The organism is Rhodococcus sp. WWJCD1 (genome assembly GCF_002258735.1).
GTDB lineage: Bacteria > Actinomycetota > Actinomycetes > Mycobacteriales > Mycobacteriaceae > Rhodococcoides.
Genome location: NZ_NOXY01000027.1, coordinates 253,549 through 277,305 on the forward strand (window position 1 = coordinate 253,549; position 23,757 = coordinate 277,305).

Sequence of the window (23,757 nt, forward strand, 5' to 3'; positions counted from 1 at the left end):
CGCCCGCGAACGTCGAACGCCGCATCCGGTAGTGCACCGGATGCGGCGTTCGTGTTCGGGTCGTCGTCGAGGCTCTCGCTCAGTGCACCGGACCGGTGTACTTCTCGCCGGGGCCCTTTCCTGGCTCGTCCGGGTGGGCCGATGCTTCCCGGAATGCGCGCTGCAGTGCTTGTAGTCCATCGCGAATGGGTCCGGCATGGGGGCCGAGGTATTCCACCGACGCGGTGACCAGGCCTGCCAGTGCGGTGATGACACGTCGTGCCTCGTCGAGGTCCAGGTAGGGGCTCTCGGCGGGATCCGGCTCGGAGAGTCCCAACTTCTCGGCTGCGGAACTCATCAGCATGACCGCAGCGCGGCTGATGACCTCGACCGCGGGGACCTCGGCGAGTTCACGGACTTCGGGCTCGGTGCCGACTGGGTCGACACCCGCGGGATCGCCATCGGCGGGAGTGGGGGAGCTGGTCATGCCTACGAGAATCCCACGCCGCCTGCGGCCGGAAGAATCGGGTGCCGACGAGTTCGGGGGCGATCGGGCTCGATTGTCGGTTTGTCGAATCTGCTGGTAGTGTGACTCGACGACCGTCTTCGGCGTGCGCTCCTCGATGGAGTTCACCGCACGGAGGCAGCAAGTGGAGCCCGACTCCCACCGGCACGTAGCCTTCAACAAGCTACTTCCGGTCCGGTCGCACGACGGAGATCTTCACAGGTTTCCGGCGTGCTTCCTCCCAGTGAGGAGACTGTACGACGACAGTTGTCGTGCGGGTCGACCGGTCGACATCGGGCCCTGCTGTCGGTTCACACCGAGAGTGGGGTTTTTTCTTTGTGGCGGTTCGTATCGCTGCCGGGAAATGTCGAGGATCGACGGCAACGGGCTGTGCCAGTGGCAGGCGGTCGGGTTACACACCACACCGCACTACCTAGGAGGCCCCATCAGCACTGAGACCCGCATCAACGATCGCATCCGAGTTCCTGAGGTCCGGCTTGTCGGACCGGGCGGTGAACAGGTGGGGATCGTGCGTGTTGAAGATGCACTCCGCTTGGCTCTCGAAGCCGACCTCGATCTTGTCGAGGTAGCTCCCGACGCACGTCCGCCGGTCTGCAAGATCATGGACTACGGGAAGTTCAAGTACGAGGCTGCGCAGAAGGCGCGCGAATCGCGCAAGAACCAGACGCTCACCGTCATCAAGGAGCAGAAGCTTCGCCCCAAGATCGACGCGCACGACTACGAGACCAAGAAGCGCAACGTCGTTCGCTTCCTCGAAGCCGGCTCGAAGGTCAAGGTCACCATCATGTTCCGCGGTCGCGAGCAGTCGCGACCCGAACTCGGTTTCCGTCTGCTGCAGCGTTTGGGCGCGGACGTCGCGGAGCTCGGCTTCGTGGAGACCTCGGCCAAGCAGGACGGCCGCAACATGACGATGGTGTTGGCGCCGCACAAGGGTGCCAAGACTCGCGTCAAGGCACAGGAGAGCGCAGCGGCACCGCCCGCGCAACGCGCACCGGCTCCCGCGCCGGAACAGCCCGCCGATGCAGCCCCGGCTGCCGAGGCACCGGCCGCAGCAGCTCCGGCTACTCCGGCGCAGACCAACTGAGCTTCGTGCTCTACCAGTAAGACAGCCCTACAACTGCTTCGGTGCACAGGTTTTCCGTTGCGCTGTACGGCTGTGCCAAGCAACACCGAAGAGCTATTACAGAAGAAGAGGATTTCATGCCCAAGCAGAAGACCCACAGTGGTGCCAAGAAGCGATTCAAGGTGTCCGGCAGCGGCAAGATCCTGCGCCAGAAGGCCGGCCGTCGCCACCTGCTCGAGCACAAGCCCACCAAGGTGACTCGTCGCCTCGATGGTGTCGCCGTTGTCAAGAAGGCCGACGTGCCGCGGATCAAGCGCCTCCTCGGTATCTGATCCGGCCCGCCGCCGACTGATCTCGGTCGGCTTCATCCCTTACCATTCGGGGTTTTCACACACCCCCAGATCGACAGGATTCACCAGTGGCACGCGTAAAAAGGGCCGTCAACGCCCAGAAGAAGCGCCGTTCGATTCTCGAAGCGTCCAAGGGCTACCGCGGACAGCGCTCACGTCTGTACACCAAGGCCAAGGAGCAGCAGCTCCACTCGCTCACCTACGCGTACCGGGACCGCCGCGCGCGCAAGGGTGATTTCCGCAAGCTGTGGATCACGCGTATCAACGCTGCAGCACGGGCCAACGACATCACGTACAACCGCTTCGTCCAGGGCCTGAAGGCCGCGGGCGTCGAGGTCGATCGCAAGATCCTCGCCGAGCTCGCTGTGTCGGATGCCGCGGCTTTCGCAAGCCTGGTCGCCATCGCCAAGGCTGCACTGCCTGCCGATGTCAACGCTCCTGCCGGAGAAGCAGCCTGAGCGAGTCGCCGTACGACGATTCAACTCCGAAACGACCCGTGGATTCGCTGACCGAGCGAACACCGCGGGTCGTTTCGGCCGTCAAGCTCGCGCGTGCCGCGGAACGCAAGAAGACCGGGCAATTCCTCGCCGAGGGGTTCAATGCGGTCTCCGAGGCCGCAAAGTCCGGGCTGGTCCGCGAGCTGTTCTTCACCTCGGATGCCTTCGAGCGTCACCACGCCTTGATTTCGTCCATCGAGGCCGGCGGCGCACGAGTCTTTCCGATCACCGACCGAGCCGCGAAAGCGCTGTCCGACACCGTCACCCCGCAGGGGCTCGTTGCGGTCACCGGACTGGTCGACGTCTCGCTCGGTCGTGCGTTGGCCGATGGTCCGCGTCTGGTAGCGGTACCGGTAGAGGTCGCCGAGCCGGGCAATGCAGGGACGGTCATCCGAGTCGCAGACGCCGCCGGAGCGGATTCGGTTGTCTTGCTGGGTGATTCGGTGGATCCTCACAACGGCAAGTGCGTCCGCGCGTCAGCAGGCAGTGTGTTCCATCTCCCGATCGCTCGGGAACGTTCGATCGAATCCGGAATCGAGGCGTTACGCAGCGCGGGTCTGTCGATCGTGGCGACGGCCGCCGACGGTGAGGTCGACTTGGACGACGCCGACGAACTGCTCGGACGGCCGACCGCGTGGTTGTTCGGCAACGAGGCACACGGGCTGCCCGAGTCGGTGGCTCGCGACGCCGATCACCGCATCCGGATCCCGATCCACGGTCGCGCCGAGAGCCTCAATTTGGCAACTGCCGCAGCGATCTGCCTGTACGCGAGCGCCCGGGCCCAGCGACGCTCCGAGACCTCGTGAGCACCTCTCGCCTAGGATCGATACCTGTCTGCCTCGTGCAGACACCGACTATTACTCGAGGAGTGCAGCTGTCGTGGCGAACAAAGATGTCGGACCCGAGCCGGTAGATCCGAGCGTGCTGGAGGAATCTGCGCTCGGATCCGCAGTGGACTCGGCGGAGCAGGCGTTCGCCGACGCAACGAATCTCGATGCCTTGACCAAGGTCAAGATCGACCACGTGGGCGGTAAGGCTCCGTTGGCGCTGGCGCAGCGCGCACTCGGAGCGATACCGGGCGAGCAGAAGGCCGACGCGGGCAAACGCGTCAAGGCAGCGCGCGACCGTGTGCAGAAGGCCTTCGACGAGCGACGTGCCATTCTTTCGGCCGAGCGGGACGCGGCAATCCTGGTGGCTGAAACCATCGACGTGACGCTGCCGACCGGCCGGGCTCCGGTCGGTGCTCGGCATCCCATCACGATCATCGCCGAACAAGTTGCGGACGTGTTCGTCGGAATGGGCTGGGAGGTCGAAGAAGGTCCCGAGGTCGAGACCGAACACTTCAATTTCGACGCGCTCAACTTCCTGCCCGACCACCCGGCGCGCACGATGCAGGACACGTTCCACATTGCGCCCGAGGGATCGCGGCAGGTGTTGCGCACTCATACCTCGCCGGTGCAGGTGCGGTCGATGCTCTCCCGTGAACTTCCGATCTACGTGGTCTGCCCGGGGCGGACATTCCGCACGGACGAACTCGACACGACGCATACTCCGGTCTTCCATCAGGTCGAGGGTCTCGCCATCGACAAGGGTCTGACCATGGCGCACCTGCGCGGAACGCTGGATGCGTTCGCCAAAGCGCTGTTCGGCAACGACACCCGCACTCGGATGCGACCGAACTACTTCCCGTTCACCGAGCCGTCGGCCGAGGTCGATGTGTGGTTCCCCAAGAAGAAGGGCGGGGCCGGTTGGGTCGAGTGGGGTGGCTGCGGGATGGTCAACCCGAAGGTGTTGCAGGCCAGCGGCATCGACCCCGAGGTGTACACCGGATTCGCATTCGGAATGGGCCTCGAACGCACGCTTCAGTTCCGCAACGACATCCCGGACATGCGCGACATCGTCGAAGGCGACATCAGATTCACGCTGCCCTTCGGTGTTCGGGCCTGACGCCGCTTCACACCCGCCCCACTTCTTCTCGGATACAAGAAAGAGCTGAGCACACGTGCGAGTCCCACAATCCTGGCTGACCGAGGTCCTGCACGCGGGGACTCCCGACTGGGCTGTCTCGCCCGAGGAGCTCGACGCCGGTTTCGTGCGGGTCGGTTTCGAGGTCGAAGAACTCGAATCGCTGGACAACGTGACCGGACCACTGGTGGTGGGCCGGGTGAGCTCGATCGAGGAACTGACCGAGTTCAAGAAGCCGATTCGATTCTGCCTGGTTGACGTCGGGGCCGACGAGCCACAGGAAATCGTCTGTGGTGCGCGAAATTTTGCCGAAGGCGACCTGATCGTCGCCGCTCTGCCGGGCAGCGTTCTACCCGGCGGATTCGCCATCGCATCGCGCAAGACGTACGGCCGCAATTCCAACGGCATGATCTGCTCGACGCTCGAGCTCGGACTCGGCCGAGACCACTCCGGCATTCTGGTGCTGCCTGCAGACACGGCCGCACCGGGTGACGACGCCAAAGAAGTTCTGGGGTTGAAGGACTCGGTCATCGAGCTGAACGTGACCCCGGATCGCGGTTACGCCTTTTCTGTCCGCGGACTGGCCCGTGAGCTGGCGTGCAGCTTCGACTTGCCCTATGTGGACCCGGCGCGGACGACGCCCACCGAGGTCACCGGTGAGGCATGGTCGGTCACCGTCGAATCGAACTCGGGCGCATCACGATTCGCGTTGCGCAAGATCGTCGGCATCGATCCCGCGGCGACCACTCCGTGGTGGATGCAGCGTCGCCTGCTTCTGGCCGGCGTGCGCCCGATCTCGGTTGCTGTCGATGTCACCAACTATGTGCTCCACGAGCTGGGCCAGCCGCTGCACGCGTTCGATGCGGCCAAGCTGAACGGCGATCTCGTCGTCCGCCGCGCGAACGCGGGGGAGAAGCTGACGACACTGGACGGAGTCGAGCGGTCACTCGATCCTGAGGACGTCGTCATCGCCGACGGGTCGGGAGCCATCTCGTTGGCGGGCGTCATGGGCGGGGAGTCCACCGAAGTGGACGACGCGACCACCGAGGTCGTACTCGAAGCAGCGTCGTTCGATCCGCTCGCGGTGTTCCGAACCGGTCGCCGTCACAAGTTGTCCAGCGAGGCGAGCAAGCGTTTCGAGCGGACCGTGGACTCTGCTCTTCCGGTCGCCGCGCTCGATCGTGCGGCACAGTTGCTGGTCGAGATCGCAGGTGGCCGGATCGAGCCGGTGTTGACCGACATCGGCGAGGCCGCCGAGTACCCGGCAGTCACGATGGACTTCGATCTGCCCGACCGAATCGCCGGCGTGCAGTACCCCAACGGAACCGCTGCCCGACGGTTGACGCAGATCGGCTGCAGAGTCGACGTGTCGGTCGACGATGCCGGGCACGGTCAACTGACCGTGACGCCGCCGTCGTGGCGACCGGACCTGGTGCAACGTGCCGACCTGGTGGAAGAGGTGCTGCGTCTCGAGGGCCTCGAGAAGATCCCGTCGGTCCTGCCGTCGGCCCCCGGCGGTCGCGGCCTCACCGCCGAGCAGAAGCGCAGACGAGCGGTCGGCAAGGCGCTCGCGTTCTCCGGCTACGTCGAGGTACTTCCTCCGGTGTTCCTGCCCAAGGGCGTCTTCGACACCTGGGGTCTGGACGAGGACGATCCACGGCGTGCCACCACCTCGGTGCTCAATCCGCTCGAGGCCGATCGCCCCGAGCTCGCGACCACCGTGTTGCCGGGACTGCTCGAGATGCTGAGCCGAAACATCGCCCGCGGTCAGCGTGACGTGTCGCTGTTCGGAATCGCCCAGGTGGTGCTTCGGCACGATGCCACTGCTGCGGTGGACGCGCTGCCGGTGGATCGTCGTCCCACCGACGACCAGATCGCCATGCTTCGAGGGTCGTTGCCGGCGCAGCCGGTGCATGTGGGCGTGGTGCTCACCGGTCAGCGTGAGCTGTCGGGTCCATGGGGCCCGGGCCGCGCCGCCGATGCAGCCGACGCCTTCGCTGCGGTACGCACAGTGGCCGAGGCGGCCGGCGTTCACGTCGATCTTCGTGCCGCTCAACATCTTCCGTGGCATCCCGGTCGGTGTGCCGAGGTACTGCTCGACGGCGAGGTCGTGGGATATGCAGGCGAACTGCACCCGGCGGTCCTCGAGCGGGCAGGCTTGCCGCCGCGTACCTGTGCCGTGGAGCTGAGCCTGAGCGCTCTGCCTGTTGTCGAATCGCTCCCGGCCCCCGAGGTGTCGCCGTATCCGGCGGTGCTCCAGGACGTTGCCGTAGTGGTCGATGCCTCCGTGCCTGCGGCGTCCGTCGAGGCGGCGCTCACGATCGGCGGCGGCGATCTGCTCGAATCGATCCGGTTGTTCGACGTCTACGAGGGCGAACAAGTCGGCGAAGGTCGCAAGTCTCTGGCCTTCGCACTGCGGTTCCGTGGAACCGACGGAACGTTGACCGAGGATCAGGCCACTGCTGCGCGCGATGCTGCAGTGGACGCGGCAGCCAAAGCCGTCGGAGCCGAGCTGCGTAGCTGATCTGTCGGCGGCCGAACCGTCGGTTCCGTAGCGTGGAGTCACGAACGCCCACGGTGACGGGAGCAACGAATGAGTGAATCCGGAGCAGACGGCACGGCGTCCGATCTGCAAGTTGTGCACGACGTCCTCGCGGCGGTGGCCGGTCGGCAGCGGCTGGCCCCGTTGGCGGCTGCGGCGACCGCATTGGCCGCGGAGTTGGGCACCGTCGAGCCCGAACCCACTGGACCCGATCGTGGTACGCCACCGGGAACGGTGCCCGATGTCGATGTTCCGCAGGTCACCAGGCCTCGGATCGATCAGCCGCTCGGAGATCCGCCGCCGGGGGCTCCACTGGGCGGCACGGTGCCGGGCATCATCGATGCGGAATTGGTCGACGATATGCCCGTGGGCGCAGGCGGTGGGTATACAGGCGACGCGGTCGGCGGCTTCACCGAATCCGGAGTGCCCACCTGGGACGGTGTACGCGACAAAGTGGACAATCGCTCGGGTACGGCCGTCGGAGCGGAAGAGCTGGACCGGGAGTCCCGGGCCGGTCGAGATCTGGACAAGCAATGGAACGAGCGTCAAGAAGCCGGCCGCAAGAAGCTCGACGAGATCCGTAAGTCCATGGGCGGAAGCTGACACACCGGACCCGTTCATGAATGAGCTTGCATGATGCTGCATAATAAACCGCATGACTATTTCGGAGGCCGCGCCGAGACGCGTTGCGGTAGCGGGCGCAAGTGGGTATGCCGGCGGTGAGATTCTTCGGCTTCTGCTCGGGCACCCGGCGGTGCGCGACGGTTCGCTGGTCATCGGTTCGCTGACGGCCGGCGGCAATGCCGGGTCCACGCTCGGAGAGTTCCATCCGCATCTGTTGCCGCTGGCCGACCGAGTTCTCGGTCCGACCACCGTCGACGAGCTGGCCGGCCACGATGTCGTGTTCCTCGGGCTCCCGCACGGCAAGTCCGCCGAGCTTGCACTTGCGCTGCCAGAGTCGGTGGTGATCATCGACTGCGGTGCCGACTTCCGCCTCACCGACGGTGCGGCCTGGGAGAAGTACTACAAGAGTCCGCATGCAGGCAGCTGGCCGTACGGGTTGCCGGAGCTGCCGGGCCTCCGAGAGCGGTTGGTCGGTGCGACCCGCATCGCGGTTCCCGGGTGCTATCCGACGGTGTCGTCTCTCGCGCTCGCGCCGGCCGTCGCCGCCGGCATCATCGAGCCGCGGGTCAATATCGTTGCCGTGAGCGGTACATCGGGTGCCGGTCGAGCTCCCAAGGCCGACCTCTTGGGCTCGGAGGTGATGGGCTCGGTTCGGGCGTACGCAGTGGCGGGTGCCCACCGACACACGCCGGAGATCGTGCAGAATCTGTCGGCCGTTGCCGGGAGCGCGGTTGCAGTGTCGTTCACGCCGGTTCTCGCGCCCATGCCCCGCGGAATTCTGGCCACCTGTACCGCGATCACCACTGCCACTGCCGAGCAGGCGGTCGAGGTATACGAAAAGGCTTACGCTGCAGAACCCTTCGTGCACGTTCTTCCCGCCGGCCGCCTTCCTCAGACCGGTTCGGTGATCGGGTCGAACGCCGTACAGATGAGCGTGTCGGTCGATGCCGACGCAGGCCTGCTCGTCGTCATTGCGGCCATCGACAACTTGGCCAAGGGAACGGCGGGAGCCGCCGTTCAATCCATGAATCTTGCACTGGGAATCACCGAGACCGATGGTCTCTCTACCGTAGGAGTAGCGCCATGAGCAGCGTTCGGAGTGAGGCGGAGACCGTCGGTACGGTCGCGGGGAAGCTGGTCCGCACTCAAGGTGTCACCGCTCCCGCCGGGTTCCGCGCGGCCGGAATTCCCGCCGGTATCAAGGTGAGTGGCAGGTCGGATCTGGCCCTGGTGTTCAACGAAGGACCCGACTTCGCGGCGGCGGGTGTGTTCACCCGCAACAAGGTCAAGGCCGCTCCGGTGCTGTGGTCCCAGCAGGTGCTCTCCACCGGGCGGTTGCGTGCGGTGATTCTGAACTCCGGTGGTGCCAACGCCTGCACGGGTGCGCCGGGGTTCCAGGATGCGCATCGTACGGCCGAGGAAGTTGCGTCCGCACTGAGCAACTGGGGTTCGGAGACCGGGGCCATCGAGGTTGCCGTGTGCTCGACGGGTCTGATCGGTGATCGGCTGCCGATGGACAAGCTGCTGCCCGGTGTGACCGAGGTGGTGCACGAACTCGCAGGCGGCATTTCGGGTGGTACCGATGCGGCGTACGCGATCATGACCACCGACACCGTGCCGAAGCAGGCGGCGATTCATCACGCCGACAAGTGGAACGTCGGCGGTATGGCCAAGGGTGCCGGCATGCTGGCACCCTCGCTGGCCACGATGCTCAGTGTCATCACCACCGATGCGGTCGCCACCGCGGAACAGCTCGACAAGGCCCTGCGTGCGGCCACCCGGCTGTCCTTCGATCGGCTCGATGTCGACGGCGCGTCCTCGACCAACGACACGGTGCTCCTGCTGTCGTCCGGGGCCAGTGGAGTGGCACCGTCTCAGGACGACCTCGACGCCGCGGTCCTTGCGGTGTGCGACCACTTGGCCGATCAGATGATGGCCGACGCGGAGGGCGTGACCAAGCGAGTGAAGATCACCGTGTCGGGTGCGATGTCGGAGGACGAGGCCCTGATCGGCGCACGGACCGTTGCCAGGGACAGCTTGACCAAGACGGCACTGTTCGGTTCGGACCCGAACTGGGGACGGGTGCTCGCTGCCATCGGTATCGCGCCGATCGAACTCGATCCCGACCGAATTGCTGTGTCGTTCAACGGCAATCCCGTGTGCATCGACGGCGTCGGCGCGCCGGGTGCTCGTGAGGTCGACCTGTCCGGTGTCGATATCGCCGTGACCATAGACCTCGGTCTCGGTGCCGGTTCGGCCACCATCCGAACCACCGACCTGTCGCACGCGTACGTCGAAGAGAATTCGGCGTATTCGTCATGACCTCGACAGCCCTCCAGTTGACGGCCGCGCAGAAAGCGTTCACTCTCGCCGAGGCTTTGCCCTGGTTGCAACGATTCTCGGGTAAGACCGTCGTGGTGAAGTACGGCGGAAACGCCATGATCGACGACGATCTCAAACGGGCGTTCGCCGCCGACATGGTGTTCCTGCGTACCGTCGGGATCCATCCCGTCGTCGTACACGGTGGTGGACCGCAGATTTCGGCAATGCTCACCCGGCTCGGGTTGGCGGGCGAGTTCCGCGGCGGATTCCGCGTCACCACCCCCGAGGTCATGGACGTCGTGCGCATGGTGCTGTTCGGGCAGGTCGGCCGGGAACTCGTCGGCTTGATCAACTGTCACGGGCCGTATGCCGTCGGCATCTCCGGCGAGGACGCGCACCTGTTCACCGCGACCCGGCGAACCGTGCTCGTCGACGGCGACCAGACCGACATCGGTCTGGTGGGCGACGTCACCTCGGTGGATCCGAAGGCGATCTTCGATCTCATTGCGGCCGGACGTATTCCGGTGGTGTCCACCATCGCTCCCGACCGCGACGGCGTCGTGCACAACATCAACGCCGACACCGCCGCCGCCGCACTGGCGAGTGCGATCGGTGCCGAAAAACTGGTCGTGCTCACCGACGTCGAGGGTCTGTACACCGCGTGGCCCGATCGCACCTCGCTGACGTCCGAGATCGATGCGTCCGCGCTCGATGCGTTGCTGCCCACGCTCGACGCCGGGATGGTGCCGAAGATGGAAGCGTGCCTGCGCGCCGTTCGAGCAGGCGTGCCGACTGCACATGTCATCGACGGGCGCGTCGAACATTCGGTTCTGGTGGAACTGTTCACCGGCCAGGGGATCGGCACCATGGTCACCCCCGATCACTCTTCTACGTCAGGAGTCACGCCATGACCGGCACGGAGTCCACGCTCGATCTTCAACAGCGGTGGTCGAATTCGCTGATGGACAACTACGGTGTGCCGCGTGTGGCGCTCGTGCGCGGTGACGGTGCAGTGGTGACCGATGCCGACGGCAAGCAGTACCTCGACCTTCTCGCCGGTATTGCCGTGAACATCCTGGGCCACGCCCATCCGGCGGTGATCGAGGCGGTCAACACGCAGCTGTCCACTCTGGGACACACCTCGAATCTGTATGCGACAGAGCCCGGTATCGCGTTGGCAGAGCAATTGCTCGCGCACCTCGGTGCCGGGGCCACCGGGCGAGTGTTCCTGTGCAACTCGGGAACCGAGGCCAACGAGGCAGCGTTCAAGATCGCTCGCCTGACCGGTCGTCCCAACATCGTGGCAGCCGAGAAGTCCTTCCACGGGCGGACGATGGGAGCTCTTGCACTCACCGGACAACCCGACAAGCGCACTCCGTTCGAGCCGATGCCCGCGGGCGTGCAGCACGTGCCGTACGGCGATGTGGCCGCGCTCGAGGCCGTCGTCGATTCCGACACCGCCGCAGTGTTTCTCGAACCGATCATGGGTGAGGGGGGTGTGGTGGTTCCGCCCGAGGGATACCTCCTTGCTGCGCGTGAGATCACCGCGAAACACGGCGCGTTGCTCGTTCTCGACGAGGTGCAGACCGGAATCGGTCGAACGGGGTGGTTCTACGCACATCAGTCGGTCGGCATCGTGCCCGACGTGATCACACTCGCTAAGGGCCTGGGCGGTGGCCTTCCCATCGGTGCGTGCATCGGTATCGGAGCCGCGGGGGAACTGCTGCATCCGGGTAAGCACGGCACCACGTTCGGTGGTAATCCCGTGTGTGCCGCTGCCGCGCTTGCGGTGTTGCGCACCATCGCCGACGAGGATCTCCTCTCTCACGCCGACAGCATCGGCAAGACCATCGCTCACTCCATCGAGGCCCTCGAACATCCTCTCGTCAGCCATGTCCGGGGATCGGGGCTCCTCCTGGGAGTCGTGCTCACCGCTGCGATCGCACCGGCGGCCGAGGCGGCCGCGCGAGATGCAGGCTTTCTTCTCAATGCGGCGCAGCCCGATGTGCTGAGACTCGCACCACCACTGATCATCACCGAAGAGCAAGCCGCGTCGTTCGTGACGGCACTACCGGCAATTCTCGACGCAGCACAGGAGGCTCATCAGCCATGACCGTTCAGCACTTTCTCCGAGACGACGACGTCACCCCACAGCAGCAGGCCGAGATCCTCGCTCTGGCTGCCGAACTCAAGCGTGCGCCGTTCTCGAAGCGCCCGCTCGAGGGGCCGAAGGGTATCGGCGTCATCTTCGAGAAGAACTCCACCCGGACTCGCTTCTCCTTCGAACTGGGCATCGCGCAACTGGGCGGGCATGCCGTCGTGGTCACCGGAAGCGATACGCAACTCGGTCGCGAAGAGACGCTGCAGGACACCGGCCGGGTGCTCTCGCGCTACGTCGAGGCCGTCGTGTGGCGCACCTTCGGGCAGAAGCGGCTCGAGCAGATGGCCACCGGCGCAACGGTTCCCATCGTCAACGCCCTGTCGAACGAATTCCACCCGTGCCAGGTACTCGCCGATCTGCAGACCCTGATCGAGCACAAGGGGAACCTGAAGGGGCGCACGTTGGCATATTTCGGTGACGGTGCCAACAATATGGCGCACTCGCTGCTCATCGGCGGAGTGACGGCAGGGCTGAACGTCAGGATCGCCGCGCCCAAGGATTTCGTGCCGCTCGGATACGTTCTCGACGCCGCCCGTGCGCGCGCCGAGGAAACCGGGGCCACCATCACCGTCACCGAGGATCCGGCCGAGGCCGCAGCCGGTGCCGACGCGCTGGTCACCGACACCTGGACCTCGATGGGTCAGGAGAACGACGGTCTCGATCGTGTCGCCCCTTTCCGGCCGTATCGAATCGACTCCGATCTCCTGTCCAAAGCCCAGTCCGACGCTGTTGTGCTGCACTGCCTCCCAGCACATCGCGGCGAGGAGATCACCGACGAGGTGCTCGACGGTCCACAGAGCGTCGTGTGGGACGAGGCGGAGAACCGTCTGCACGCGCAGAAGGCACTGCTGGTCTGGCTCCTCGACAAGGCTCAGCGACCATGAGCGAGGACGTCAGTGCGGTGCCGTTGACCGCGTCGACCCGGGCGGGCAGGCAGGCGCGAATCATTGCGCTGCTGGCCACGCATCAGGTACGCAGTCAACCGCAGCTGGCGTCGTTGCTCGCAGCCGAGGGGATCGACACCACTCAGGCCACGCTCTCGCGGGATCTCGAGGAATTGGGTGCGGTGAAACTGCGCGCCCCGGACGGTGGAGTGGGCGTGTACGTCGTGCCCGAGGACGGCAGCCCGGTCCGCGGGGTGTCCGGTGGCACCGACCGCCTCCTGAAGTTGCTGGGGGAGTTGTTGGTGTCCACCGATCACAGCGGGAACCAGGCCGTGCTCCGAACACCGCCAGGCGCAGCGCATTACTTGGCCAGCGCTCTGGATCGTGCAGCAATGCCCGAGATCGTCGGGACCATTGCAGGAGACGACACGATTCTGTTGATAGCCCGCGAGCCACACACCGGTGGCCAGGTCGCGGACAAGATCGAAAAGCTTGCTCGACGCGGTAACTGAGATCCGGTTACCCATCATGCGCAACCAGAACAACGAAGGAGCTTGAACACCATGGCCGAACGCGTCATCCTCGCCTATTCCGGCGGACTCGACACCTCTGTCGCCATCAGCTGGATCGGGCGGGAGACCGGCAAGGAGGTCGTCGCTGTCGCCATCGATCTCGGGCAGGGCGGCGAGGACATGGACGTCGTGCGTCAGCGTGCACTCGATTGCGGCGCAGTCGAATCCGTCGTTGTCGATGCCCGGGACGAGTTCGCGGACGAGTACTGCCTGCCGACGGTGCAGTCCAATGCTCTGTACATGGATCGCTACCCGCTGGTGTCGGCCATCAGCCGTCCGTTGATCGTCAAGCACCTCGTCGAGAACGCGCGGGCTCACGGCGGAACCGTTGTTGCACATGGGTGCACAGGCAAGGGCAACGATCAGGTCAGGTTCGAGGTCGGCTTCAACACGCTCGCCCCCGAGCTCGAGGTGCTGGCACCCGTCCGCGACTACGCATGGACCCGCGAGAAGGCCATCAAGTTCGCCGAAGAGAACGACATCCCGATCAACGTGACCACCAAGTCGCCGTTCTCGATCGACCAGAACGTCTGGGGACGCGCAGTCGAAACCGGTTTCCTCGAGGACCTGTGGAACGCGCCGACCAAGGACGTCTACGACTACACCGAGGATCCGACGGTCAACTTCCAGGCTCCGGACGAGCTCATCGTCTCGTTCGACAAGGGTCGTCCCGTCGCGATCGACGGTCGTCCGGTCTCGGTACTCGAAGCGATTCAGGAGCTCAACACTCGGGCGGGCGCGCAGGGTGTCGGGCGTTTGGACGTCGTCGAGGATCGGCTCGTGGGCATCAAGAGTCGGGAGATCTACGAGGCCCCGGGCGCCATGGTGCTCATCCGCGCGCACGAGGAGCTCGAGCACGTGACCCTCGAGCGCGAACTGGGCCGCTACAAGCGCCACACCGACCAGAAGTGGGCCGAGCTGGTGTACGACGGGCTGTGGTATTCCCCGCTCAAGGGTGCTCTCGACACGTTCGTCCAACACACGCAGGAGCATGTGTCCGGCGACATCCGTCTGGTGCTGCACGCTGGAGGCATCATCGTCAACGGCCGTCGTAGTGGCGAGTCGCTGTACGACTTCAATCTCGCTACTTACGACGAGGGCGACACGTTCGACCAGTCCGCGGCCAAGGGATTCGTGCAGCTGCACGGCCTGTCCTCGAAGATCGCAGCGAAGCGGGACCTGGGCCTGTGACAACCTCGGACAGCGCACACGGAACCAACGAAGGTTCGCTCTGGGGCGGCAGGTTCGCATCCGGACCGGCCGCAGCGATGGCGGCTCTGAGCAAGTCGACGCACTTCGACTGGGTACTCGCGCCCTACGACATCCGAGCATCGATGGCCCATGCCCGCGTGCTGAACGGTGCCGGACTGCTCACCCCGCAGGACCTCGAGACCATGCTCGACGGTTTACAACGCCTCGCCGACGACGTCGACTCGGGTGCATTCGCGGCAGCCGAGACCGACGAGGACGTGCACGGCGCCCTCGAACGTGGTCTCATCGATCGCGTCGGACCCGAGGTCGGTGGACGCCTGCGTGCGGGCCGATCGCGCAACGACCAGGTGGCGACGCTGTTCCGAATGTGGCTCCGCGACGCGGTCCGCCGGGTCTCGGTCGGAGTTCTCGACGTGGTCGACGCCCTGGCGACTCAGGCTGCGTCGCATCCGACGGCCGTCATGCCGGGCAAGACTCATTCGCAGGCAGCGCAGCCGGTGCTGCTCGCGCATCATCTGCTCGCGCACACTCATCCGCTGTTGCGGGACGTCCAGCGCTTCGAGGACTTCGACAAGCGAGCGGCGGTGTCGCCCTACGGTTCCGGTGCGCTCGCCGGTTCGTCGCTCGGGCTGAGTCCGGAGAAGATCGCGGCCGAGCTCGGGTTCGAGTCGTCCGCCGAGAACTCGATCGACGCCACGTCCTCGCGCGATTTCGCTGCGGAGGCCGCGTTCGTACTGGCGATGACGGCCGTGGATCTGTCTCGGTTCGCCGAGGAGGTCATCTCGTGGAGTACGCCCGAATACGGATACGTGACACTGGCCGACGCTTGGTCGACGGGCAGTTCCATCATGCCGCAGAAGAAGAATCCGGACGTCGCGGAGCTGACTCGCGGCAAGACCGGCCGCCTGATCGGCAATCTGACCGGTCTGTTGGCCACGCTCAAGGCTCAACCGTTGGCCTACAACCGCGATCTTCAGGAAGACAAGGAGCCGGTGTTCGATTCGGTGGCGCAGCTGGAGTTGTTGCTCCCGGCGCTCACCGGATTGACCGCGACGCTCGAGTTCCACACCGAACGCATGGCCGAGCTGGCACCGGCCGGTTTCACACTCGCCACCGATATCGCAGAGTGGATGGTGCGACAGGGGATTGCCTTCCGCGTTGCCCACGAGGCAGCCGGAGCGTGCGTCCGGGCGGCGGAAGCGCGGGGCGTGGGGCTGGTCGATCTGACCGATGACGAGCTGGCCGCCATCGATCCGGCGCTCACTCCGGATGTTCGCGAGGTGCTCACGGTGGAGGGTTCCATTTCGTCGCGTGATGCTCGCGGCGGCACAGCCGCGGTCCAGGTGGCGCATCAGCTCGGTGGTGTGCGGGCGACAGCCTCGACGCTTCGTGCGTGGGCCGAGGAACCGGTGTTGCAACACTAGGTGAGCAAGGGACATCCACGCCGGTTCCGTCGAATGTGATGTGAGAAGCTTTCGTCACGTGAAGACCGATGCCGGTCGTTCCGTCGGGGCCGAACGCAGGAGTGTAGTTGTGGGACTGAATGCAGACGCCGTACGTGGTCCACTGCGCCGTGCCATCGCCACGGCCCAGAACGGTCTCGAGGTCATTCGTCTCGGTGGTCTCGAAACCGAGGTGGACCCGTCGCCGTTCCGGGTGATGGACCGGGAGCCCATGTATCGGTTGCGCCGGTACTTCCCCGACGACGTGCCTGCGGATAGTCCTCCTGTGGTGCTCATTCCGCCGATGATGGTGTCCGCCGACGTCTACGACGTCACGACCGATCAGGGTGCGGCCGGCATTCTGCACGGCATGGGCCTGGATCCATGGGTGGTCGATTTCGGTTCACCCGATACCGAAGAGGGCGGGTGGAGCCGTACTCTCGCCGATCATGTCGTGGCGATCAGCGAGGTCGTCGACAAGGTGCACGAGCACACCGGCCGAGACGTTCACCTCGGTGGCTACTCGCAGGGCGGAATGTTCTGCTACCAGGCTGCTGCCTATCGGGGTGGACGAAACCTGGCCAGCCTCATCACGTTCGGGGCTCCCGTCGACACGTTGGCCGGGTTGCCGCTGGGAATCCCGGCCGGCGTGGCCACCCGGGGCGCAGAGTTTCTCGCCGATCATGTCTTCACCCGGCTGGCCGTCTCGGGCTGGATGGCGCGGACGGGATTTCAACTCCTCGATCCGGCGAAAACCGTTCGGTCCCGCCTGGATTTCCTTCGACAGTTGCACGACCGTGAGGCATTGTTGCCGCGCGAGCCGCAGCGACGCTTTCTGGCGATGGACGGGTGGGTGGCATGGTCCGGCCCGGCCGTGGCGGAGCTGCTGAAGCAGTTCGTCGTGCACAACCGCATGATGACCGGCGGGTTTGTCATCAAGGACAGATTGTTGACTCTGGCCGAACTGACGGTGCCGGTGCTGGCCTTCGTCGGTGAGGTCGACGACATCGGTCAACCCTTGGCCGTACGCGGCATCCAGCGAGCGGCTCCGCGCGCACAGGTCTTCGAAACTACCTTGCGCGCAGGCCATTTCGGCCTCGTGGTCGGCAGTACGGCAGCTGCACAGACGTGGCCGACGACGGGCAACTGGATTCGGTGGCGTGAGGATCTCGGACCGAAGCCCGAGGCTGTCCGCGTGATGGAGCGCGAGGACCACAGCGATTCCGACAGCGGTGTGTCGATCACCAATCGACTGATCCACACGGCAGCCTCCATTGCCGAGGTCGGTGTCGGCGTCGGCCGGGGGCTGGCATCGGCAGCGACCGGCGCTGTACGAGGTACCCGTGAAATTTCGTCCGAGGCCGTGCGTACGCTGCCGCGGCTCGCGCGGCTCGGACAGATGCAGCCGCACAGTCGAGTCTCGTTGGGCCGCTTGATCGCCGAGCAGGGACGTAAATCGCCGAACGGCGAGTGCTTCCTGTTCGACGACCGCGTGCACACCTACGACGCGGTCAACGTCCGCATCGACAACGTCGTTCGCGGTCTGATCAGTGTCGGGGTGCGTCCTGCGTCGCGCATCGGAGTGCTGATGGAGACGCGCCCCAGTGCGTTGGCCGCCATGGCTGCGCTGTCGAGGATCGGGGCAGTGCCGGTTCTGCTGCAGCCGGGCAGCGACCTGACTGCAGCACTGCGGACGGTCGATGTCGATACCGTGATCGCAGATCCCGAGAACGTAGCGGCGGCAGTCCCGGTGACACCGAATGTTCTGGTACTGGGTGGCGGTGAGACGCGTCGACTCGAGATACCGAACGGATACGAGGTGACCGATCTCGAGGCCATCGATCCCGATGCTGTGCGTTTGCCGCAGTGGTACGAGCCCGATCCGGGCCGCGCTCGTGAATTGGCCATGGTCCTGTTCACGACGACCGATCGTGGTCTCGAGCCCCGGTACATCACCAATCACCGCTGGGCACTCTCGGCCTTCGGCACCGCTACCACGGCCGCGCTCGGCCCTGGCGATACCGTGTATTGCCTTGCTCCGCTGCATCATTCGGCGGGAATTCTGGTCACGATCGGTGGCGCGCTCGCGGGTGGCTCGCGGATTGCGCTCTCCCGTGGTCTCGACCCCGAGCGGTTCAGTGAAGAGGTCTACCGCTACGGCGTGACCGTGGTCAGTTACACGTGGACGATGATGCGGCAGATCCTCGACGACGGTCGTTTCCCGGTGGATTCCGGCCATCCGGTCCGCCTGTTCATCGGCTCCGGCATGCCGGTCGGATTGTGGCGCCGCACACTGGCACGATTCAGCCCTGCTCGGGTGCTCGAGTTCTACGCATCGACCGAGAACGACGTCATTCTGGCCAACGTGGCTGGATCGAAGATCGGCTCGAAAGGCCGCCCCCTGCCCGGCAGTGCCCGGGTTGCCCTTGCGGCCTACGACCCGATCACCTGCCGACTCGAAGAGGACGACGACGGTTTCGTTCGGCAGTGCCGCGACGACGAGATCGGGCTGCTCTTGGGTCGACCGAGCGGCGAGGGCGAAGCGACCAGCCATGTGATGCGCGGTGTCTTCGAGCCCACGGACGCATGGATTCCCACCGAGAATCTCTTCCGACGCGATTCCGACGGAGACTACTGGCTGATCGACCGCAAGGACACCGTCGTACGTTCGGCGTGCGGCCCGGTCTACACCCAGCCCATCGTCGATGCTGTCGGCGATCTCGACCAGGTGGATTCGGCTGTGGTCTACGGCGTACACGTCGCCGTCGATCGTCCACGGTCGGTTCGTGTCGATGCGGCTGCCACCGAGGTTGCTGTCTGCGCCATCTCTCTGCAACCCGAAGCAGTGATCACCGCTCGTGCATTGACGGATACGCTCGGTGCGCTGCTCCCGGCCGAGCGTCCGGCAATTGTGCACGTAGTGTCCGAAATCCCGGTGGGTCGCGCGTATCGGCCCAATGCGACGGCGCTGAAGGAAGCGGGCATCCCGACGCCCAGTGCCCGGTCGTGGTTCTACGACTCGGAGTCGAACAGTTACCGCCGTTTGACCAAAGCTGTTGTTGCCGAGCGTTTTGTGGGTGGGGGCGAGTCCACCGAAAAGTCCTCCTAGGAGGAACGACTCGAAAATGAGGAGTGGAGCCTGCCGGTGACGGCTCGTTCGGTAGCGTGGTCGAGTACATCACTCCGACTCGGTCGGAGCAGAACGAAGGACACTTGTGGCAATCGATTCGACACTGCTTTCCATTCTCGCGTGCCCGGTGGACAAGGGCTCGCTGTTGCTGGTCGAGGGCGAACTGCTCTACAACCCGCGACTGCGTCGCGCATATCCGATAGAGAACGGCATCCCGGTCCTGCTCGCCGACGATGCGCGTGATGTCGACGACGCGGAGCACGAGTCGATTCTGTCCCGCGCCACCTCCTAGACCGCCTGGTTGCTCACGGGGTTCGTCGACGTAGTGTCGCGGCCGCCCCGGTCAGAGCGGCAACGGTGAACGCCACGACCACAGCGATATCGGTCCACGTGCGCCCGGTGACGCCTGGGTGATGGGATATCTCTTGCAGGGCGTCCACCAGGTAGCTCAGCGGCAGAACGTTGCTGATGACGCTCAACCAGCTCGGCATCTGACCGCGAGGTACCAGGAGTCCACAAAGGAACAGCTGGGGGATCACGACGACCGGCATGAACTGAACGGCTTGAAATTCGGTGCGAGCGAATGCGCTGCACAGCAAGCCGATCGCGACGCCGAGCATTGCTGCAAGCACTGCGATCACCAGAACCCAGGCAACGGAGCCCTCGATGTCGAGCCCGAGAAATCCGAACGCGACAGCGCACGCGAGCAGGGCTTGTCCCACCGCGGCGAGCGAGAACGCGGAGCCGTAGCTCGCCAGCAGGTCCAGCTTGGACATCGGAGTCGTCAGCAGGCGTTCGAGCGTTCCCGAGGTTCGTTCGCGCTGCATCGAGATCGACGTGATCAGAAACATGACGACGAACGGCAGGATGCCGAGCATCGTGATTGCGATCCTGTCGAACAGCGACTGCTGGTTCGGCGGTGAGGGAACGTCGCGGTACAGGAAGTACAGCAACACCATCAGCAGAGACGGCACGAGCAGAACCATGGCAACCGATCTGTGGTCGGCTCTGAGCTGGCGAAGAATTCGCCCCGTGCCCGCCGCGTAGATCCTCGCGTTCACGATTGCTGCTCCGCCGATCTGATGATCGAGAGGAATGCACGATCGAGATTCGTTTCGTTCGTCTGCTCGAGCAACGCGTCCGGGCTCGATTGAGCCAGCACTGAGCCGTCACGCATCAGCACGAGCCGGCTGCAGTGCTCCGCCTCCTCCATCACGTGGCTCGAGACCAACACCGTCGTACCTGCGTTCGCGAGATCGGCGAAACGCGACCACAGCTCCGAACGAAGCACCGGATCCAATCCGACGGTCGGCTCGTCGAGTACCAGCAGTTCTGGTTCTGCGACCAGCGCACTGGCCAACGAGACCCGTCCCAACTGTCCACCGGAGAGTTCGCCTGCACGCGACGCCGCGTGATCGGCGAGTCCCACTGCCTCGATCGCGGAAGCCACCTCTGCGCGGCCGCGACCGTACAGCGACCCGAAGTACTGCACGTTCTCACGAACGGTGAGGTCGCGGTAGACACTCGGTGCCTGGGTCACGTACCCGACTGTGCGACGCAACGATGCGGAGCCGGCCGGTGATCCGAGAACCGTCACGGTTCCGCTTGCCACGATCTGAGTGCCGACGATTGCGCGAATCAACGTCGTCTTCCCGCAGCCCGAAGGACCGAGAAGTCCGGTGATGGCACCGCGAGGGATTGTCAGGGATAGATTGCGCAGCACTGTTCGCTCGCCTCGGCGAACCGTCAGCCCTGTCACCTCGACAGCATGCTCCCCCGTGAACGCCATGTGGGCCCTCCAGACTTCATCGGATGGTGAAGTCATAGCCCTGTCGGCGCGTGGTGGTCAAGGGCGCAGCATCATGGGATGGGTGAACGTCGCTGACTTGGAAAGCGGAGACCCGGACGACGCAGCCCGACGCATTCTCGGGGGAACCGTCCACGCAGGTGAAGTGTCCTTGCGCATCGTGGAAGTCGAGGCATACGGCGGTCCACTCGACGGTCCGTGGCCCGACCCGGCGGCGCATTCCTTCCGTGGTTCGACACCTCGCAACGAGGTGATGTTCGGGCCGGCGGGGCGGCTGTACGTCTACCTGAGCTACGGCATGCACTTGTGCATGAATGTCAGCTGCGGTCCGGACGGGACGGCCGCCGCCGTGTTACTCCGGGCGGGTGAAGTGGTGGCCGGTCATGACATCGTCGAGGGCAGGCGCGCCGGCCGCAGTCCACGATCTGCACGGGTGGAGGCCGGGTGGGGCCGCGGGCCGGGCAATCTCGGTCGAGCCTTGGGCGTCTCGCTGGCGGACAACGGAACGGAACTGTTCGACGCCTCGTCCGCCGTCACCCTCCAGCTACTCCCGCACCCGCTGCCGGAGCAGGCTGTCGCGTCCGGCCCACGCGTCGGGGTGAGTCTGGCAGCTGACCGACCGTGGCGCTTCTGGATTCGTGGATCTTCGGCGGTATCGAGCTACAAACGCAGTCCCCGCGCCGCGGTGCCCGGTGGCCTGGAGGCCTGACCGACGGGTCGATGCGTGCATGCGGGAAGATCGACGTCGTGAGTGAGAACATCATCGACGAAATGACCTGGCGCGGACTGATCGCGCAGTCCACCGATGTGAACGCGCTGAGGGAGGCGACGTCCGAGGGTCCGATCACGCTGTATTCCGGTTTCGATCCGACCGGTCCGTCGCTGCACGCAGGGCACTTGGTGCCGTTGCTCGCTCTCAAGCGGTTTCAGCGGGCCGGACATCGGCCGATCATTCTCGCCGGCGGAGCGACGGGACTGATCGGTGACCCTCGCGACGTGGGGGAGCGGACCATGAATTCTCCCGAGGTCGTCACCGAGTGGGCAACGCGAATTCGAGGTCAGCTCGAGCGTTTCGTCGACTTGGACGACAGCCCCACGGGTGCGGTGGTGGTGAACAATCTGTCGTGGACGGGCGAGCTGTCCGCCATCGATTTTCTACGCGATATCGGCAAGCATTTCTCGATCAACGTGATGCTCGCACGCGAGACGGTCAAGAACAGGCTCGAGAGCGACGGAATGTCGTACACCGAGTTCAGCTACATGCTGTTGCAGGCCAACGACTACGTACAGCTTCGCCGTGAGTACGGCTGCAGTCTTCAGATCGGTGGCTCCGATCAGTGGGGCAACATCATTGCCGGTGTGGAACTGAACAGACGCCAGGATGCCGAGTCGGTCCACGCAATGACCGTTCCCCTGGTCACGTCTGCCGATGGAAAGAAGTTCGGCAAATCCACCGGTGGCGGCAGCCTGTGGCTCGACCCGGAGATGACGAGCCCGTACGCCTGGTACCAGTACTTCGTCAATACCGGTGACGCGGACGTCGTGAAGTACCTGCGTTGGTTCACCTTCCTGTCGAAGGAGGAGTTGGCCGAACTCGAAGTCGCCACTTCGGAGCGTCCGCACGCGCGCGAGGCTCAAAAACGTCTCGCCGCAGAAATGACCACCCTCGTACACGGGGAAGAGTCGACTCGATCGGTCGAGCTCGCCAGTCAGGCACTTTTCGGACGTGCAGAACTGGCAGAACTCGACGAGAAGACTCTCGCCGCCGCGTTGCAGGAAGCATCTGTGGCCGACATCGAGGTCGGTGCTCCGAACACCATCGTGGATCTGCTTGTCGCCACGGGACTGAGCGAAAGCAAAGGCGCGGCCCGGCGTGCGGTCAAGGAGGGCGGCGCATCGGTCAACAACGTCAAGATTTCCGACGAGGACTGGACGCCCACAGCGGACGATCTACTGCACGGACGGTGGCTGGTGGTTCGACGCGGAAAGCGGAACTTCGCAGGCGCGCGGGTCTCGAGCTAGCTTCGCGGGTTGTCAGTGGCCGGAGTCACATCCATGTAATTTGGTTACGACGCCCGTCAGGTGGGTAGTTGAACAGTTGCGACCAGGCTGTTCACACGGTTCGCGTGTGAACGACCTGGGGATTTGACGCGTTGTTATCCGGGGCGTAACTTTGTCCAGGTCAGAGCGACACGGACGCCAGCCCAGACCGCAAGGCCTGAGCGAAGTGGAGTTCGCTTTCGACAACATGGAGGGTGGAGCCGCAAGGTTCGACTTCCTTGGATGAGAAGCCAGTTTGACTGTGCTCGATCATCTGATCTAAGCTGGAACGGTTGCCCCGGACATCTACGAGCATCTGCTCGTTGTTGAATGGTGCGTGCGTGTTCTTTGAGAACTCAACAGTGTGTCGATGAATGTCAGTGCCGAATTTTTGTTTGGTGAAAGCATTCGATGTATCAGCCATCCGCTTGTGGTGGTTGTTGTCGGGTGTTGTTTGAAAATGCTAGTTGAGTTTATTTGCTAGTGATTTGACTTGATGTCTTTGACTGATTCACGGTCCTTTTGGGTCCGTTGTTTCGCAGGTCTTTTACGGAGAGTTTGATCCTGGCTCAGGACGAACGCTGGCGGCGTGCTTAACACATGCAAGTCGAGCGGTAAGGCCTTTCGGGGTACACGAGCGG

Annotated in this window: 23 protein-coding genes and 1 rRNA gene; 20 read left to right on the plus strand and 4 right to left on the minus strand. The window is 64.7% G+C overall.

Annotated elements, in window-relative coordinates; all coding sequences use genetic code 11:
* Positions 1–79: 79 nt before the first annotated feature.
* Positions 80–466, minus strand: coding sequence for a DUF1844 domain-containing protein (locus CH286_RS20520; RefSeq protein ID WP_032404077.1), 387 nt, complete (start codon positions 464–466; stop codon positions 80–82).
* Between the two features lie 382 nt (positions 467–848).
* Here CH286_RS20520 and infC point away from each other — a divergent pair, with 382 nt between their 5' ends.
* The 17 genes from infC (at position 849) to CH286_RS20605 (ending at position 19,561) form a co-directional block, all read left to right on the plus strand.
* Positions 849–1,589, plus strand: coding sequence for a translation initiation factor IF-3 (gene infC / locus CH286_RS20525; RefSeq protein ID WP_052058412.1), 741 nt, complete (start codon positions 849–851; stop codon positions 1,587–1,589).
* 116 nt (positions 1,590–1,705) lie between these two features.
* The gene (rpmI, locus tag CH286_RS20530) at positions 1,706–1,900 is read left to right on the plus strand and encodes a 50S ribosomal protein L35 (RefSeq protein ID WP_008715923.1); all 195 of its coding nucleotides are present in this window, start codon (positions 1,706–1,708) and stop codon (positions 1,898–1,900) included.
* Positions 1,901–1,986: 86 nt separating this feature from the next.
* Positions 1,987–2,376 carry a 50S ribosomal protein L20 gene (gene rplT, locus CH286_RS20535; protein ID WP_032378959.1) on the plus strand — a complete coding sequence of 130 codons (390 nt, stop codon included), beginning with the start codon at positions 1,987–1,989 and terminating at the stop codon, positions 2,374–2,376.
* 38 nt (positions 2,377–2,414) lie between these two features.
* Complete coding sequence (locus CH286_RS20540; protein ID WP_094610219.1) at positions 2,415–3,221, plus strand: TrmH family RNA methyltransferase; 807 nt, start codon at positions 2,415–2,417, stop codon at positions 3,219–3,221.
* A gap of 73 nt (positions 3,222–3,294) precedes the next feature.
* Complete coding sequence (pheS, locus tag CH286_RS20545; protein ID WP_094610220.1) at positions 3,295–4,362, plus strand: phenylalanine--tRNA ligase subunit alpha; 1,068 nt, start codon at positions 3,295–3,297, stop codon at positions 4,360–4,362.
* A 55-nt stretch (positions 4,363–4,417) separates the two neighbouring features.
* On the plus strand, positions 4,418–6,904 hold the full coding sequence (gene pheT / locus CH286_RS20550; RefSeq protein ID WP_094610221.1) for a phenylalanine--tRNA ligase subunit beta: 2,487 nt from the start codon (positions 4,418–4,420) through the stop codon (positions 6,902–6,904).
* A gap of 69 nt (positions 6,905–6,973) precedes the next feature.
* Entirely contained in the window at positions 6,974–7,525 is a 552-nt protein-coding gene (locus CH286_RS20555) for a hypothetical protein (RefSeq protein ID WP_094610222.1), read from the plus strand.
* A 52-nt stretch (positions 7,526–7,577) separates the two neighbouring features.
* Positions 7,578–8,633: an N-acetyl-gamma-glutamyl-phosphate reductase gene (argC, locus tag CH286_RS20560; RefSeq protein WP_094610223.1), complete on the plus strand. Its 1,056-nt coding sequence runs from the start codon at positions 7,578–7,580 to the stop codon at positions 8,631–8,633.
* A complete protein-coding gene (gene argJ / locus CH286_RS20565; protein ID WP_094610224.1) occupies positions 8,630–9,868 on the plus strand; it encodes a bifunctional glutamate N-acetyltransferase/amino-acid acetyltransferase ArgJ in 1,239 nt (412 codons plus the stop codon). Before argC ends, argJ begins: the two co-directional genes overlap by 4 nt.
* On the plus strand, positions 9,865–10,779 hold the full coding sequence (argB, locus tag CH286_RS20570; protein WP_094610225.1) for an acetylglutamate kinase: 915 nt from the start codon (positions 9,865–9,867) through the stop codon (positions 10,777–10,779). The genes argJ and argB overlap by 4 nt, the downstream gene beginning before the upstream one ends.
* The gene (locus CH286_RS20575) at positions 10,776–11,981 is read left to right on the plus strand and encodes an acetylornithine transaminase (RefSeq protein WP_032378952.1); all 1,206 of its coding nucleotides are present in this window, start codon (positions 10,776–10,778) and stop codon (positions 11,979–11,981) included. The genes argB and CH286_RS20575 overlap by 4 nt, the downstream gene beginning before the upstream one ends.
* The gene (argF, locus tag CH286_RS20580) at positions 11,978–12,913 is read left to right on the plus strand and encodes an ornithine carbamoyltransferase (protein ID WP_094610226.1); all 936 of its coding nucleotides are present in this window, start codon (positions 11,978–11,980) and stop codon (positions 12,911–12,913) included. The genes CH286_RS20575 and argF overlap by 4 nt, the downstream gene beginning before the upstream one ends.
* Positions 12,910–13,425: an arginine repressor gene (locus CH286_RS20585; protein ID WP_032378950.1), complete on the plus strand. Its 516-nt coding sequence runs from the start codon at positions 12,910–12,912 to the stop codon at positions 13,423–13,425. The genes argF and CH286_RS20585 overlap by 4 nt, the downstream gene beginning before the upstream one ends.
* Positions 13,426–13,476: 51 nt before the next feature.
* The gene (locus tag CH286_RS20590) at positions 13,477–14,676 is read left to right on the plus strand and encodes an argininosuccinate synthase (RefSeq protein WP_032378949.1); all 1,200 of its coding nucleotides are present in this window, start codon (positions 13,477–13,479) and stop codon (positions 14,674–14,676) included.
* Positions 14,673–16,121 carry an argininosuccinate lyase gene (gene argH / locus CH286_RS20595; RefSeq protein WP_094610227.1) on the plus strand — a complete coding sequence of 483 codons (1,449 nt, stop codon included), beginning with the start codon at positions 14,673–14,675 and terminating at the stop codon, positions 16,119–16,121. Before CH286_RS20590 ends, argH begins: the two co-directional genes overlap by 4 nt.
* A gap of 109 nt (positions 16,122–16,230) precedes the next feature.
* Entirely contained in the window at positions 16,231–19,248 is a 3,018-nt protein-coding gene (locus CH286_RS20600) for an AMP-binding protein (protein WP_032404078.1), read from the plus strand.
* 106 nt (positions 19,249–19,354) lie between these two features.
* Complete coding sequence (locus tag CH286_RS20605; RefSeq protein ID WP_032404027.1) at positions 19,355–19,561, plus strand: Trm112 family protein; 207 nt, start codon at positions 19,355–19,357, stop codon at positions 19,559–19,561.
* A 13-nt stretch (positions 19,562–19,574) separates the two neighbouring features.
* On the opposite strand, the gene CH286_RS20610 is transcribed toward CH286_RS20605, so the two are convergent.
* On the minus strand, positions 19,575–20,330 hold the full coding sequence (locus CH286_RS20610) for an ABC transporter permease (protein ID WP_094610228.1): 756 nt from the start codon (positions 20,328–20,330) through the stop codon (positions 19,575–19,577).
* Positions 20,327–21,058: an ABC transporter ATP-binding protein gene (locus CH286_RS20615; protein WP_094610229.1), complete on the minus strand. Its 732-nt coding sequence runs from the start codon at positions 21,056–21,058 to the stop codon at positions 20,327–20,329. The genes CH286_RS20610 and CH286_RS20615 overlap by 4 nt, the downstream gene beginning before the upstream one ends.
* Positions 21,059–21,131: 73 nt before the next feature.
* Between CH286_RS20615 and CH286_RS20620 the strand changes: the two genes are divergently transcribed.
* Complete coding sequence (locus CH286_RS20620; protein ID WP_094610230.1) at positions 21,132–21,785, plus strand: DNA-3-methyladenine glycosylase; 654 nt, start codon at positions 21,132–21,134, stop codon at positions 21,783–21,785.
* Positions 21,786–21,823: 38 nt separating this feature from the next.
* Positions 21,824–23,098 carry a tyrosine--tRNA ligase gene (gene tyrS, locus CH286_RS20625; RefSeq protein WP_094610253.1) on the plus strand — a complete coding sequence of 425 codons (1,275 nt, stop codon included), beginning with the start codon at positions 21,824–21,826 and terminating at the stop codon, positions 23,096–23,098.
* Between the two features lie 160 nt (positions 23,099–23,258).
* Here tyrS and CH286_RS20630 read toward each other — a convergent pair whose 3' ends face one another.
* On the minus strand, positions 23,259–23,540 hold the full coding sequence (locus tag CH286_RS20630; RefSeq protein ID WP_094610231.1) for a hypothetical protein: 282 nt from the start codon (positions 23,538–23,540) through the stop codon (positions 23,259–23,261).
* 122 nt (positions 23,541–23,662) lie between these two features.
* Here CH286_RS20630 and CH286_RS20635 point away from each other — a divergent pair.
* A 16S ribosomal RNA gene (locus tag CH286_RS20635) occupies positions 23,663–23,757 on the plus strand; the annotation flags it as partial.

Coding starts and splice junctions, on each gene's coding strand:
- CH286_RS20520 (WP_032404077.1), bottom strand. CDS start 466: ATGACCAGCTCCCCCACTCCCGCCGATGGCGATCCCGCGGGTGTCGAC.
- argJ (WP_094610224.1), top strand. CDS start 8,630: ATGAGCAGCGTTCGGAGTGAGGCGGAGACCGTCGGTACGGTCGCGGGG.
- CH286_RS20575 (WP_032378952.1), top strand. CDS start 10,776: ATGACCGGCACGGAGTCCACGCTCGATCTTCAACAGCGGTGGTCGAAT.
- CH286_RS20615 (WP_094610229.1), bottom strand. CDS start 21,058: ATGGCGTTCACGGGGGAGCATGCTGTCGAGGTGACAGGGCTGACGGTT.
- CH286_RS20630 (WP_094610231.1), bottom strand. CDS start 23,540: ATGGCTGATACATCGAATGCTTTCACCAAACAAAAATTCGGCACTGAC.
- CH286_RS20585 (WP_032378950.1), top strand. CDS start 12,910: ATGAGCGAGGACGTCAGTGCGGTGCCGTTGACCGCGTCGACCCGGGCG.
- CH286_RS20590 (WP_032378949.1), top strand. CDS start 13,477: ATGGCCGAACGCGTCATCCTCGCCTATTCCGGCGGACTCGACACCTCT.
- argB (WP_094610225.1), top strand. CDS start 9,865: ATGACCTCGACAGCCCTCCAGTTGACGGCCGCGCAGAAAGCGTTCACT.
- CH286_RS20555 (WP_094610222.1), top strand. CDS start 6,974: ATGAGTGAATCCGGAGCAGACGGCACGGCGTCCGATCTGCAAGTTGTG.
- argF (WP_094610226.1), top strand. CDS start 11,978: ATGACCGTTCAGCACTTTCTCCGAGACGACGACGTCACCCCACAGCAG.
- CH286_RS20620 (WP_094610230.1), top strand. CDS start 21,132: ATGGGATGGGTGAACGTCGCTGACTTGGAAAGCGGAGACCCGGACGAC.
- infC (WP_052058412.1), top strand. CDS start 849: ATGTCGAGGATCGACGGCAACGGGCTGTGCCAGTGGCAGGCGGTCGGG.
- rpmI (WP_008715923.1), top strand. CDS start 1,706: ATGCCCAAGCAGAAGACCCACAGTGGTGCCAAGAAGCGATTCAAGGTG.
- argC (WP_094610223.1), top strand. CDS start 7,578: ATGACTATTTCGGAGGCCGCGCCGAGACGCGTTGCGGTAGCGGGCGCA.